This window comes from Spirosoma soli, from assembly GCF_042684525.1.
In the GTDB taxonomy this organism is placed as follows: domain Bacteria; phylum Bacteroidota; class Bacteroidia; order Cytophagales; family Spirosomataceae; genus Spirosoma; species Spirosoma soli.
On the sequence record NZ_JBHULN010000023.1, the window covers coordinates 77,569 to 92,146 of the forward strand.

Sequence of the window (14,578 nt, forward strand, 5' to 3'; positions counted from 1 at the left end):
CCTAACGCAAAGCCCAGGGCTTATTTGAACTTCCATGCAATGCTGTTTTTCCATCTTCAGATAGATAAAAAGATAAGGTTATAGCTGCTATTTACTCGATACACCTAGCTAGTAATCACTCACAAAAACGAACTCAACAAAATTCTGATCTCAATTTTACGATTCCGTATGACTTCTTGGAAATGGCCAGCGTGGCCCATGATAACCGGTCTGTTACTGGTAAGTCTGCTCTTTTGTGCGCCAGTATTGGCTCAGGAAGCGGGTGCTCGGCGGGCCGCTGCACCAACGGCTTATCAGCAATTTGCCCGACAGATGCACGTAATTTCGTCGGTGCCCAAAACGATTTGTTACAAGACAGAGCAGAACGCCTTCACGAAAATATTGCCACCCGACGCGTTTGTAAAAGGTCGCCGAAACCCCAAAGCGCGGCAGGCACCAACGGCCCAGATCCTGGTTACCTATACTGGGTTTACGCCCGAAGCACAGGCGGCCTTTCAGTACGCCGTTGACATTTGGGCGCAGTTAATCGTTTCGCCGGTGCCTATCCGAATTCAGGCTAATTGGGTTACGCAAAATCCTGGTGTGTTGGGGTCCGCCGGGCCGACTACTTACTTACGAAGCTCCGATGGTACGCAGAAAAGTGACGGTTTCTATGCTATTGCGTTGGCCGAAAAAATTGCCCGTCGAGAGCTCAATGGCTCTGACCAAGCCGATATCAATGCCGATTTTAACCGTAACAACAACTGGTATTATGGTTTAGACGGTAAAACTCCAGCTGGCCAAACGGACCTGGTAACGGTGGTATTGCACGAAATCGGGCACGGGCTCGGCTTTATTGGCTTTTACCGCACAACGGGCGACCGGGCCAGTATTGACGGTGCATCGCCGGCAGTATATGACTATTTCATTGAGAATGGACAAGGTCAACGATTAGTAACGGCTACTACGGCTTATCCTTCCAATTCAAATGCACTGTACCGCCAACTAACGGGCAACAATCTGTTTCTCAACGGTCCTGTCATGCGCCAGCGGACAGGCCAACGCGCTAAGCTATTCGCTCCGTCTACGTTCGACCTCGGATCGAGCGTCTACCACCTCGATGAAAGCACGTATCCCCGGCGAGATACAAACTCCCTGATGACTCCTCAGCTGGCCAATGCCGAAGCCATCCATTCCCCTGGCCCGCTGGTGTTGAACTTTTTCTCGGATATGGAGTGGAAAACAACTTCAGTCCTGCATGACAACAACGCCTTGGCTAGTGCCTTGGGTGAAGACCTTAAGGATGTAGATTTCCGCGTCCGGATTGTTAGCGATACAACTGTAAACACTGCGTCTGTTCGGCTATTCTATCGAAAAGGACCCCCAACGGCTAGGGATACTACATTTACGGCCGTAACCCCCACTCGAATTGGTACTACCGATGAATATAGTTACGTGTTGCCAGCGGCCCAGGCTCAGGGAGAGGTTTGGTATTACTTTCAGGCGCAGGATGCCTCCGGCCGAACGTTCTCCAATCCGGGTAAGCAAGCTACTGGCTTACAAACGCTGCATCGGCTCATCGTTGGACCTGATGTTATACCGCCAACCATACAGTATAGTCCAGCGAAGAACTTCATCTTTACAACGGCCGTTGCCGACAGTTTACCAATATACGTCGACGTTTCTGACGACCGACCCGCTGGCATAGATACCGCTTACGTCGAGTATCAAATCAATGGGCAACCCCGACCGGCGTTGCCGCTTCGTTACACGACTAGTATTGGTGGAGTTCGGTACGATAGCCTGTACGTTAACCGACTTCAATTTCCCGCTAATTCGTTAAACCCTGGCGACCGGATCACGTATCGAATCGTGGCTCGTGATTCATCGAGGGCAAGAAACCAAACGGTTAGTCCGGCAACTGGGTTCTACGAACTGGCGGTGGTGCCATTGCAGGCCGTTCAGGATCGGTACGTGAACGATTTTAACCAGACAACCACCGCGAGCGATTTTGTTAGCTTTGGTTTTAGCGTAACGCAGCCGGCCGGTTTCACCAACCCGGCCATGCATTCGGAGCACCCGTACCGAAATGGAACCAGCTTTAATTTCGAAAGCAATTATGAAACCGTCTTACGTACGCCAATTCGTATCATGAGTAATCCTGACAGCGCCGTTATCCGGTTCGACGAGGTTGTTCTGGTTGAGCCGGGTGAGGATGGCAGTACGTTTGGCAACGCTAATTTTTTCGATTATGTCGTTGTCGAAGGCTCCAATAATAATGGGCAAACCTGGCAACCCATTACGGCCGGATACGATTCTAGAAGCAACCCCGACTGGCTGGCTGCCTATAACCAAAATTCGGCAAACGGCTCGGAAGGAGAGCAAAACTCTACTACGGTTGGAACACTTGGCCTGTTTAAACCACGAGTCATTCCTATACTAGGATCGCCGTTCCGACCCGGTGAGCAGATTCTGATTCGGTTCCGGTTATTTGCTGATCAGCTCTCGCATGGCTGGGGATGGGCCATTGATAACCTGCGTATTCAGGTGCCCCCTCCACCCCCCGTATTAGCTAATGAACCCATTAGCGCCGGACGATTTACGGTCTACCCTAATCCAATCAGTAACGGCCTGACACGCGTCGAGGCCGAGTTGGTTAAACCCGTTGCCGAAGCAGGTTTAACCATTGCGGGGTCGACGGGGCAAACGCTACGTCAGTTGACGCTAAAAGGTAGCGGAACAAAACTCAACGAACAGATTGACCTAAGTCAATTACCAACCGGACTGTATTTCTTAAAATTAAAAGCGGGTGATGCCGTGCTTACGCAAAAGGTAATTATTGCCCGATAAGCAATTCATTCGGGAAAGCGGGTCGTTGTCTGTACGTTTGTGAAACGTCGGATAACTCCCCGCTTTCTTGATGAAGTACGTATTTTTACTAGCCACCTTATCGCTGTTAGCCAGCTGCTCACCGGCCCGTCGTATTGGCCGGGACTTGCGTACTAAACCAGCTTACACGGATCACTTTACGGGCGTTGCTTTGTATGACCTTGGTCAGCAACGTATGTTAGTGCAACACAACGCGGATAAGCTGTTTACCCCTGCGTCGAACACGAAATTGCTCAGTTTCTACGCGGGCCTACTCACTCTACATGATTCGTTGCCTGCGCTCCGGTACGCTGTTCGGGGCGACTCGCTGATTTTTTGGGGGACTGGCAATCCATTGTTACTTCATCCCGATCTGCCCGACACAACTGCGTTGGCGTTTCTCCGCAGTCGTTCGGAACGGTTGTTTTTCTCGGCCGCTAATTACGAGGGGCCGCGTTTTGGGCCGGGCTGGGCGTGGGACGACTACAACGATGACTATTCGGCAGAACTAGTGTCGCTTCCAATATATGGTAACGTTGTTCGATTCACAAATCAGTCAATTAGCCCTAATCATTTTGTTGATAGTACATCAACTGTAGTTAATACTAATGTTTCTAACAGTGTTAAACGGTTAGAATCCAGCAATCAATTTAAGAGACCGGTGACTATGAGAGCATCCAGACAGGATGTTCCGTTTCGTTGGTCGCCTACGCTGGCTGCCCAGTTATTAACGGCCACCCTTCATCGGCCGGTGGGTGTGGTTAACCAGCCTATCCCGACCGATGCCCGGCTGTTACGTGGCTCGTCTACAGATTCGCTGTATAAACGTATGCTTCACGTAAGCGATAATCAGTTTGCCGAGCAGGTATTATTCATGATTTCGGCCGAACGGAGGTCAGATAAACTGGCTCCGGTACTAGAGTTACGCCGGATGATTGATAGTGTGCTACGCTATCCGGCCACATCGGCAAAGTGGGTCGATGGGTCCGGCTTGTCCCGATACAACCTGTTTACGCCAAACATTCTTATTGACGTATTAACGAAGATTTACGCTAGAGTGCCCCAGCAACGGCTTTTTGCTTTACTGCCGGCTGCCGGTCAGTCAGGTACTCTGCGGAGTATGGCCGTGTCAGATAAGCCATACGTTTTTGCCAAATCAGGCTCTATGAGTGGCGTATACAACCTAAGTGGTTATGTGCTGACCCGACGTGGTAAAACGCTTTTGTTCAGCATTATGCATAATAATTTTACCCTGCCTGTCAGCGAAATGCGTCGCCGGACGTCTGATTTATTGAAAAAAGTACACGAACGGTTTTAGATGGATTAGATTCGCTTTTTGAAATTTGACATTCCGGTCAAAGACTGCGACGGCAGCCCGGCGAATAACGCCGGATCGTAGTTTTAAACTACGATCAACCTATAACGGGGCTATAATAGTTAACCCCGCTTGATCAGTAGGTATACGGGGTAGCTTACGGCTATAAACCCTAAAGCATAGAGGCTGCTGGAAAAGTCGCCGATAACAACGCCTACTAAAAAGGCCAGCGATGCAATAAGCAACGCCCCAGTTGAGAATGGATAGCCCCAGGCCCGCACTGGGCGGGGGAGTGTCGGCTCGGTTTGGCGCAGACGAATCAAGGCGGCAAAGCTGGCAGCATAGCACGACACAAAGAAGAAGGTGGCAATGTCAGACAGCTTGCTATAGGTATTTGTCAGTAGCAGCACGATAGAGGCTAACGCTGTCAGTAACGTAGCGTAGGTTGGGGTACCACCGGCGTTTACGGTTGTGACAAATCGGAAAAAGAGGCCATCGCGGCCCATCGCAAAAATGACCCGCGGATTGAACATAATTTGGGCGTTGATGATCCCCATAATCGAAATCATCAGCAGAAACGTAACAATCTGTGCACTGCCTGGTCCAAACAACACCTGAACAGCGTCGGCTGCCGGTAGCTTCGAGCCTGCCAGGGTTGATACCGGTAGAACGTATAATAGAGCGAGGTTAACCAGTACGTAGATACCGATGATGAGCGATACGCCACTGATCATAGAGCGGGGCAGGTTTCGGCTCGGATTAACATCTTCCTCCGTAAAATAGGCTGCTGTATGCCAGCCGTCGTACGTATAAAAAACAGACTGCAAGGCGGCTAAAACACCGAGCCAAACACCACCTGCGGCCAACGGTCTGGCTGCTTCGGCTGAAACAGGTGCCGGATCGGTAGGCGAAACGGCAAAGCAGACAATCACAAAGGCCAATAACCCGATGGCTTTCAATACACTCATAACTTCCTGAGCACGGCTGGCCAGCCGAACGCCAATCCAGTGAAAGGCTACAAACGCCAGCAGGATGCTAATGGCTATGGTCTTCTGAAAATTGACAAGTGATGGAATTAGTAAGCCAAGGTATTCGCTCATCACAGCAGCCCCAAACGCCATAGCGGCTACACTACCCAGCCAACTGCTAATGCCAATCACAAAGCCTGCATAGTTGCCAAAGGCTCGGCGAGCATACACGTACCAGCCTCCGGCTTGCGGTAGCATTGTTCCTAGCTCAATTACCGACAAGGACCCAACGAGCGCATATAGACCAACGGCCAGCCAAACGCTAATGATGAAGGTCGGGTCGCCGATGTCCTGAGCAATTGGACCGGGTTTTCGTAGGATACCAGTGCCAACGGTGCCTCCAATGGTTACCGCTACGCCGAAACCGACGCCTAAAAGCTTTTTAAGTTGATTCTGGGCCATAGTAAGGTGAGTGGAAACCCGCTATGTGCGCAAAGCATACTGATTCTGCGAACAGGGTCATTTTACAATGATAGCGAAAATCAGAGCGTCATTTTGCTGCTATTCGGCCGCGTCGCTGTTTTTTGTAAGTTTGCTGGCATGAAAGCCTATCTGCTAGTCTTTTTGGGCGGAGGTCTGGGAAGTTTGTTACGCTACGTAGTCAGCCGTTCAATCCCGGCTGGGTCGTTAGGTTCACCGTTCCCATTCGCTATTCTGACCGTCAACGTGCTGGCAAGTTTTGTTTTAGGCGCGGTTGTTGGCTGGGGAATGAGCCGATCGGGTGGAGAAGAGGCCCGACTGTTGATCGGTGTAGGCTTTTGTGGCGGGTTAAGCACCTTCTCAAGCTTTAGTCAGGATACCCTCGTGTTATTGCATCAGGACCGTACCGGAGCCGCCTTGCTCAACATTGGCCTGAATGTAGCGCTGTGCTTGTTGGCCTCGGTTAGTGGATTATATATCGGACAAAAAATTTAAACATGGGTAGGAACAGGCCGGGCTGGCAAACCAATAAAACGGATTGCTACAGATATGATCCGCGTAAATCCGTCTTATCCGTTCTATCGGTGTTCTTACCCTCATTTGCTTTATTAATGACTCAGTTAACCAGTCAGGCACAAGACGTAGCGCGTCAGTTATATGATGCCCACGAAACCTATAAAGAGAAGTCGTTAACCCATCGGCGGTTTAAGCACAAAGACATCGTACCGTTGATTGAGGCTCTGGATAGGCCATTATCCGTGAGTCAGGTAGGGGAGTCGCTGGAGAAACGCGCCATTTATCAGGTCAAGGCTGGAACAGGAGCTAATAAGGTGCTGCTTTGGTCGCAGATGCACGGCGACGAAGCTACGGCTACGATGGCCATGTTCGACATCTTTAACTTCTTGAAGGCGAAGAACGACGGCTTTGATCGTTTACGAGAGGCAATATTAGCATCGACAACGCTGCATTTCGTGCCGATGCTTAACCCCGACGGGGCCGAACGGTTTCAGCGACGGACGGCCACCGACATCGATATGAACCGCGATGCGCTCCGGCTACAAACGCCGGAAGGCGCTCTGCTCAAGAACCTGCAACAAACCTTAAAGCCGCTCGTTGGCTTTAATTTGCACGACCAGAATCCCCGCTATAGTGTTGGTAAGACGGGTAAGCAAGCCGTTGTTTCGTTTTTGGCCACTGCTTATGACGAAGACCGCAACCTGAACGATGTACGGCAGCGGTCCATGCAGCTCATTGTTAGTATGAACCGAGTATTGCAACAGTTCATACCGGGGCAAGTAGCTCGGTACGACGATGAGTTTGAACCCCGAGCCTTTGGCGACAACATTCAAAAGTGGGGTACTACACTGGTGCTGATCGAGTCGGGCGGTTATAAAGGCGATACCGAGAAAATGGCAATCCGGCAGCTGAATTTTGTAGCAATTCTAACGGCGCTGAGTGCTATTGCGGATGGTACGTATAAACAAGAGAGTGTAACGGATTATCAATCTATACCAGAAAACGGTCGGCCTCTTTTCGACCTGCTCATTCGCAACGCTACTGTACTACGCGAAGGTCAGCCCATTATAGTCGATGTGGGCATCAATCAATACGAAGTTAATGACGACATCGCCCAGTCGGTAGGTGCTCCGCTGTTTCAGTACAAAAGTGTCATTGAAGACATTGGCGATCTGTCGACGTTTTATGGATTAGAAGAACTTGATGCTACTGGCCTGACATTAACTCCGGTTCGTGTCCATGCGGATACGCTTGGTAGCGAAGCCGATTTAAGTAAGATTGATCTGGATTCTCTCAGGAAACAAGGGGTCGCTGCTTTTAGGATAAAACAGCAAGAGAGTGACCTTTTTCCTTCTCAGCCTGTGCATCTACTTTACCAGGGAGAATTACCCGCTCAGCCGTTAAAAATTGGGCAAATTCCTACCTTCCTTTTGATAAAAGGCCAATCTGTTGAGTATGAATTTGTGAATGGGTTCTGGGGAAGCAGTTCAACGAACAGTACACATAGAAGTAATAATGGAATTATTGAATGAGAGTCTTACTAGTACAATTTGAGCATAGAGTATATATACTTAATCCATATTTTAAGTATTTAATACTAGGATTAATAATGTATTAACATCTGTTAATAGTGTCTTAACATTGATTTTTTACACGTGTTGTTAACATAATAAGAGATTTGGGTGATTTCAGTCTAGACAAATGGTGATTTCAGACATAAAAGGCGGTTTTCCCGTTGGGCAAATAACTTCAGCCTAACAATTTTGATACACGAAAAAGCCCCACGACAGTTTGGCGACCGGGCGTGAGGCTTCGAGTAAATTATGTTCAATGTTTAACCATCAAACTTTACAAAGTTATGAAAAAAGTTTATTTGGCTGGTGTGTCACTAGCCATTTTCGCAAGTACATTGTTGTCCTCTTGCGACAAGGGAATTAGCGTAGTTGATCCCATCGCAAGTGAAGCTCCTGAAGAATTAGCAAGGAGTGGCGAAGAGGCCAAGGTAGAACTGGCCAAGGCTTTGGTCAAAGCTTTACAAGAAAAAGAGGTTCGCGAATTCTTGAAGGCAGAAGCCTTGCAAATGTATGATGGCGATTACGATGTGTTGTATGCCCTGGTGAAAGACAAAAAGTTGGCTAGTGGGCGAACATTTGAACAGGCATTAGCTAAGTACACAACTTCTACCGAGTATGGTCAATGGGCCGAGAGTGCGCCATTAGCCACTATATTTGTACCTACGCTCTCAAAATTTAGTCCTGAAACTTGGAATATTGAAGCGCAGACCCCTGATGTGGTCGTCGACAATAGTCATCTAAAGGGCAAATCTGGCAAGCTAGTTGCTTTCTCGGCCGATCTTCGCCAGTATGAGGTAGATGCAAAGCAAGCACCATCTTTTCCTGTTGTTGTTATCAAAGAAAATGAGCGGATAATCGCTAAAAGTAAGTTTGACAAAGGAGCTAGAAAAGAAGCTACATTAGCTGAACAGAAATCCAATAGAGCTATTAGTGAGAATAATACTCATTCATTTTACTTTATCGGTGATTATGACTACAAAAAGAGTACTTCTAAAGTAAATGCTCGTTCAGGATATCCGCGGCCTGTCATTGACCCGATATATTTCTTTAATCAATACAAAAGTTGGTATCCCAACGAACCTGGGAATCAAAGGGATTGGGTGTATTATAAAATTTGGCCTAAATTTAATGATATTGAACTAGTTAACCCATTCATCAATGGCGGAGTGGATTACGACTGGAGCAAAGGAGAGTTAGGAGGCTTTTATTACACCGAAAAATTAACTGGTTTCAAATTTGTTGATGCCGGTAGATTACAAGCTGCTGCCGATTGGACCGAAGGATACCTAGATTTTCATCTTATTCTATCATTCATCGACAGAAATGGAAGCATGCAAAGCGACTTAAAAGTTTTTGGTTGTTCTATTGACCAGTTAAGAGATAACAATGGTAACCCTATTGCGTATGATCCGGACGTTGAACTGATGCCTTGGGACCTGTATAGATATGGCGATGAATGGAAGCTTTCATTTTCAGAGTACGATCCGGGTGGATCAACGACAGAAACTATAACTACTAAGACAACCCTTGGTGGCAATTTCGAGATTAACGGCGGTATTGATATCAAGATCGTTAAACTTGGGTCTAAATTTGGTGTAAGTGGAACCATTGAGCGAACAGAGACTAAGACGATTACTGTTTCGCAAGAATCAGAGAAATTAGGTGATGCACGAATTCAGTTTGATTATCCGGCAATAGTCTTTCCGGGTGGCTATCCTGCGCGTTTCTTTGTCGGTGCTGGTAGTGTTGAGGTGGCTATTGAACCAGTCGTAAAACAGGCTGATCCAAGGCCCAACCCATACATTGACTAACAAATCTTTATCTATTAGAGCAGTACAAGATACATTTCTTGTAAAGACTAAAGATAGCTTAACAGTGTGTAAAGTAAGTACAATGTAAGCACTTACTTTACACACTGTTTGTAAGGTAGAAAGTGTACTCAAGATTTAGAATGGCTTCGGAACAAGTGGCCTTATTAGTGCAAATAAGCATCAGAATGGCATAACCGAATAAACTATATCATATTGCTATAAATACCTCATTTAAATAAGGTTAAAATATACAAATACAAAATCATATTGTTTGTTTGATACGTATTGTTAATTTATTGATTTACAGAATATTATAGGCGTATCTAAATATAATTCAAGCGTAACATTGAGGTAACGTTGGCGTAATATTGGGCTGGTAGCTTTGCGATGCGAAAGCGACACATGATTTACCAATATGAACAAAAACGTATTACTACTTCTATTTTCTCTATTCACTACCGCCGTACTAGCGCAGACCGGTACCGTCCGGGGAAGCATCAAAGATGCTAAAACTAAAGAAGCGCTGATTGGCTGCACCGTCCGAATCGATGGCACTCAATTAGGCGGTACCACCGACGTAGAAGGGAATTTTTCCCTGGCCAACGTACCGGCCGGAACCCAAAAGGTGGTCATTTCCTACGTCTCTTACAAGACGAAAGAAATTCCAAACGTTCGAGTTGAGTCGGGCAATACCACCGCCATTGAAACCGAACTGGAAGAAGAAGGTACTTCGCTTCAGGAAGTTGTCGTTCGGGGCAACCGCGCTACGAACACCGAAGTTGCCGTTATCACTGAGATTAAGCAGATGAAGCCCATTGCTGTCGGTATCTCGGCTCAACAAATCCAAAAGTCACAAGACCGCGACGCAGCCGCAGCCATCCGCCGAGTGCCGGGGGTTAGCATTGTTGAAAACCGCTTTGTGTTAATTCGTGGTCTTGGTACCCGGTACAACAACGTTTTAATTAACGATGTTATCGCGCCTTCAACAGAAGTTGAGTCGCGTTCTTTCTCATTTGATATTGTACCCAGCAACATCCTTGATCGGATGATTGTCTACAAATCGGGATCAGCTGAGCTACCAGGAGATTTTGCGGGCGGTGTTATCAAAATATACACAAAACGTCGGCCAGAACAAAATTTCACGGATGTTGGGGTTACAGTAGGTTATAGAGCAAATACGACCTTCCAGAATGTTCAGTCTCATGAAAGGGGGGGGCTGAATGTTTTAGGGTTATGGGATGCTAAACAACAGCTTCCAACAAGCTTTCCGAGCAGTTCGGCTGAGTTTAATAGCTTAAGTTCTGTACGCCGAGCGTCCTATGCCCGATTGTTACCTAATAATTGGGGAATAAAGAATATTACTGCTGCACCTGATGTAAGGCTTGCCATTAATACAGGACGGCGGTTTGATGTTGGTAATGTGCGGGTTAGCAATTTAACCAGTATCAACTACGCATTAACAAACCAATTTTCTAACGTTGATCTAAGATTGTACGAAAATACAACGGCCAATGATGTTCAACAACAATACAATGATGCTACTTACGCACGAGGCACTCGCTTAGGCGTATTGCACAACTGGACATTGCGTTTCTCGCCTGCCTTTACTTTAGAATGGAAAACGTTATTTAACCAGTTAAGCTCTACTGAAACCGTTGTTAGAAACGGTAGCTTCGTTATTGATGGGGTTGACGTTCAAGGTTACTCCGAACGTTTCGAAAACCGTAGTATTTTGAACACGCAGGTTTCAGGTGAACATTCGCTGAGCGAACTAAGCAAAGTGAACTGGATCGCCAGCTATAGCTACTCTGGTCGTTGGGAGCCTGATTGGAAACGTGCCCAGTATACTCGTACGCAAGGTGCTACGGGCCCCGATGGCCAGCCTGAGCCCTTCCGGCTTAACATACCTGTACAACCTAATCCTTTAAACGTAGGTCGCTTTTACTCAACGCTAAATGAGCAGGTCGGTTCATTAGTTGGTAACTACGAACATACATTCGGTAATCCAAGTGATCGTGAGCCAAATCGTATTCGGGCTGGGTTTTACGGTGAAAGCCGGAACCGTGATTTTTCTGCTCGCTTCTACGGATATGAGCGGGTAGGTTTAATCAATAATATTAGCGGACTAGGTATTGGGCAGGCATTTGCTCCTGAAAACGTTACGGGGCGAGAAGGAAGCTTTAGCCTCTTAGATGGTACAGTTGACAATGATTCATACAATGGTAAGAATACGTACTTAGCCGGTTACGTATCTGGAGATGTTAATTTCGGCGCACGGGCGAACTTAACACTTGGTTTTCGAGGAGAATTCTATAACCAGACTTTACGATTGACGCAAGCGAGGACTCCGTTAGTAGACAACAATATTTTTAGTCCACTGCCTTCGGTCAATTTTACATATAAGCTAACTGACCGGCATAACTTACGATTTGCTTACTCATCAACAGTGAACCGGCCTGAACTAAGAGAGTTAGCTCCGTTCCGGTATTATGACTTTGCCCGGCAGCTTGAAGTGAGAGGTAATACAACACTCAAAACGGCCACTATTCAGAACTTTGATGTTAAGTATGAGTTCTATCCAACGCCTAACGAGTTAATCTCGATAACTGGTTTTTACAAAGACTTTACTAACCCGATTGAGTCATTCTTGATTCCAATTCCTGGTGCTTTCCAATTCACATTTACCAATGCTCTATCAGCTCGTAATTATGGTGTGGAAGTGGAATTTCGGAAAGGTTTTGCTAATTCGAGCAGTGTGTTCTTACAAAACCTTCAGGTAGTTGGAAATGCGTCATTAATAAACAGCCGCGTGACTACAGGTGATTTTATTGAAGCAACGGGGCCAAGTGGAAATGTAGAACGCTTTGGTAATAGCACCGATCGGAACCGGGCATTGGCTAATCAGTCTCCCTATCTTGTTAACCTAGGACTGTATTATGCTAATCCTACTTCTGGATGGCAGTATAACCTGCTTTACAACGTGGCTGGACCACGTATCTTCTTAGTGGGTAATATTGACGATCCAACAACCTATGAGATGCCTCGGCATGTAGTTGATTTCAACATCAGCAAAACGTTCAAAAAACAGTTTGAATTAAGATTAGGCGTACAGGACATCTTCAACGCGCCTTTCCGTTATGCCCAAGATTTTAATGGAGATCGTAAGATTGGGAAAGACGTTACCTCCCGTAGCGCTGATGCGGACCAGAATTATATAAATTATCGACGTGGTCAGTACGTAACCTTGACTGGAGTTTACACCTTTGGCCGTCGGATTATTGTACCTTAATAAGTAATGCTCAACGGAAATAATAATCAAATCTAACTAATCAATTTTTATGCAATTTATTAAACGCTTCCAGTATCTTTTGCTCTTGGCGCTAGGTCTGACAGTGGCCATATCTTCCTGTAAAAACGACGATCAGCCAACACCAGATCCGTTATCCATTACATCTATTAGCCCAACTTCAGCTCCTATTGGCGCATCTGTTGTTATCACTGGAACAAACTTTAGTGCAACGCCCGCCAGTAACACTGTGGTGTTTAGTGGGAATGCGGTGGCACAGGTTACAGGAGCCAATACGACGTCGTTAACGGTAATAGTACCGACTAATGCTCAAAATGGCCCGATCTCTATTACGTCAGGTGGTACGACGGTGCAATCACCATCAACGGCAAGTTTCAGTTTGTCTAATCGACCAGTAGTAACGTTACCGAACTCGATTCCGACTAGCCAAACCTTGTCACCGGGTACTATATATCAGTTGCGCGGCTATGTGTATGTAAGAAGTGGAGCAGTATTAACCATATTGCCTGGCACCATCATTCGCGGAGGTAATCAGAGCCAAGATCCAGAAAATCAAAACCATGCTGGTACATTGATTATTGAAAGAGGTGCACGTATAGATGCCCGTGGTACAGCCCAGTCTCCCATTGTGTTTACTTCAGGACAGCCAGCGAATTCTCGCAAATATGGTGACTGGGGTGGAATTGTATTGATTGGACGAGCGCCCGTTAACCAAGGAACTGACCGTGCATTCGAAGGTGGTATTGCCGGAACATTTGACCCTAGCTTAACTGCCGCAGATGACAACTCAGGTACGCTCCAGTACGTTCGAATCGAGTTTCCAGGTGTTGCTCTGTCTGCTACGCCCAATAGTGAAATTAACGGTTTAACCTGCTACCAAGTTGGTTCAGGTACAACTATTGACCACGTGCAAGTTTCTTACAGTGGTGACGACGCATTTGAATGGTTTGGTGGTACTGTGAACGCTAAATATCTGGTTGCACACCGTACATTCGATGATGATTTCGATACAGATTATGGCTACACGGGCAAAGTTCAGTTTGGCGTTGCTCTACGTGATCCTAACGTTGCTGACCAGTCTGGTTCAGAAGCATTTGAATCAGATAATTTCGACCCGGGCGTACCTCTTATTGCTGGCCGGCCACAAACGGCTCCAATATTTGCCAATTTCAGTGCCTTTGCTTTTAATCCTGGTGTACCTAACCAAGCAAACACAAGTGGTGGCTCTGGCGCTTATAGAGCGGCTATGCACCTGCGCCGGAATACAAAAATTAGTATTTATAACACGGTGTGTACAGGCTTCCCAGAGGGATTACGTTTAGAAGGTACAACTGCGGGGACATTAGCTAACATTAATGATGGCAGCTTAGACTTACAGGGCATTGTATTTGGAAACTCAGAAAATCCAGGTTCAACAACGGTTGTACGTGGTATAGGGGATATTACTACAGCAGCTGCTCAAGCTTATTTCAACGCAGCTACTCGTAAGAACCAAATTTTACCGACTGATATCACGCCCCTGTTGCTAAATGCTCAGAACTTTAATCTGACGGCTCCTAATTTCCTACCGCAAAGTGGTTCTCCGCTATTAGTCGCTGCTAATGCAGCATCAGGTGGTAAACTCGCTGATCCATTCTTTACACCTGCTCCTTACCGTGGCGCTTTTAATACCGAAAACTGGACGGCAGGCTGGACCAACTTTGATCCACAAACTACGAATTACGATCAATAAGCTTTCAAATTAATTTTCATATTGGTGT

General features: G+C 46.7%; 8 protein-coding genes. 7 read left to right on the plus strand and 1 reads right to left on the minus strand.

All coding sequences use genetic code 11. The features are described from left to right. Positions 1–168 precede the first annotated feature (168 nt). Positions 169–2,829 carry a T9SS type A sorting domain-containing protein gene (locus tag ACFSUS_RS25585; RefSeq protein WP_381527268.1) on the plus strand — a complete coding sequence of 887 codons (2,661 nt, stop codon included), beginning with the start codon at positions 169–171 and terminating at the stop codon, positions 2,827–2,829. A 70-nt stretch (positions 2,830–2,899) separates the two neighbouring features. Further along, entirely contained in the window at positions 2,900–4,165 is a 1,266-nt protein-coding gene (locus tag ACFSUS_RS25590) for a D-alanyl-D-alanine carboxypeptidase/D-alanyl-D-alanine-endopeptidase (protein ID WP_381527270.1), read from the plus strand. A gap of 119 nt (positions 4,166–4,284) precedes the next feature. Here the strand turns inward: ACFSUS_RS25590 and ACFSUS_RS25595 are convergent, their stop codons facing one another. After that, complete coding sequence (locus tag ACFSUS_RS25595) at positions 4,285–5,592, minus strand: APC family permease (protein ID WP_381527271.1); 1,308 nt, start codon at positions 5,590–5,592, stop codon at positions 4,285–4,287. A gap of 138 nt (positions 5,593–5,730) precedes the next feature. On the opposite strand from ACFSUS_RS25595, the gene crcB reads away from it, so the two are divergent. The 5 genes from crcB to ACFSUS_RS25620 all read left to right on the plus strand — a co-directional run bounded on the left by crcB (position 5,731) and on the right by ACFSUS_RS25620 (position 14,550). Further along, a complete protein-coding gene (crcB, locus tag ACFSUS_RS25600; protein ID WP_381527273.1) occupies positions 5,731–6,105 on the plus strand; it encodes a fluoride efflux transporter CrcB in 375 nt (124 codons plus the stop codon). A gap of 116 nt (positions 6,106–6,221) precedes the next feature. After that, a complete protein-coding gene (locus ACFSUS_RS25605; RefSeq protein WP_381527276.1) occupies positions 6,222–7,658 on the plus strand; it encodes a M14 family zinc carboxypeptidase in 1,437 nt (478 codons plus the stop codon). A gap of 326 nt (positions 7,659–7,984) precedes the next feature. Then, positions 7,985–9,511, plus strand: coding sequence for a hypothetical protein (locus tag ACFSUS_RS25610; protein ID WP_381527278.1), 1,527 nt, complete (start codon positions 7,985–7,987; stop codon positions 9,509–9,511). Positions 9,512–9,926: 415 nt separating this feature from the next. Continuing rightward, positions 9,927–12,800: a TonB-dependent receptor gene (locus ACFSUS_RS25615; RefSeq protein WP_381527280.1), complete on the plus strand. Its 2,874-nt coding sequence runs from the start codon at positions 9,927–9,929 to the stop codon at positions 12,798–12,800. Positions 12,801–12,849: 49 nt separating this feature from the next. Next, a complete protein-coding gene (locus tag ACFSUS_RS25620; RefSeq protein ID WP_381527282.1) occupies positions 12,850–14,550 on the plus strand; it encodes an IPT/TIG domain-containing protein in 1,701 nt (566 codons plus the stop codon). Positions 14,551–14,578: the final 28 nt, after the last annotated feature.

Coding starts and splice junctions, on each gene's coding strand:
- ACFSUS_RS25595 (WP_381527271.1), bottom strand. CDS start 5,592: ATGGCCCAGAATCAACTTAAAAAGCTTTTAGGCGTCGGTTTCGGCGTA.
- ACFSUS_RS25585 (WP_381527268.1), top strand. CDS start 169: ATGACTTCTTGGAAATGGCCAGCGTGGCCCATGATAACCGGTCTGTTA.
- ACFSUS_RS25605 (WP_381527276.1), top strand. CDS start 6,222: ATGACTCAGTTAACCAGTCAGGCACAAGACGTAGCGCGTCAGTTATAT.
- ACFSUS_RS25610 (WP_381527278.1), top strand. CDS start 7,985: ATGAAAAAAGTTTATTTGGCTGGTGTGTCACTAGCCATTTTCGCAAGT.
- ACFSUS_RS25615 (WP_381527280.1), top strand. CDS start 9,927: ATGAACAAAAACGTATTACTACTTCTATTTTCTCTATTCACTACCGCC.
- ACFSUS_RS25620 (WP_381527282.1), top strand. CDS start 12,850: ATGCAATTTATTAAACGCTTCCAGTATCTTTTGCTCTTGGCGCTAGGT.
- ACFSUS_RS25590 (WP_381527270.1), top strand. CDS start 2,900: ATGAAGTACGTATTTTTACTAGCCACCTTATCGCTGTTAGCCAGCTGC.
- crcB (WP_381527273.1), top strand. CDS start 5,731: ATGAAAGCCTATCTGCTAGTCTTTTTGGGCGGAGGTCTGGGAAGTTTG.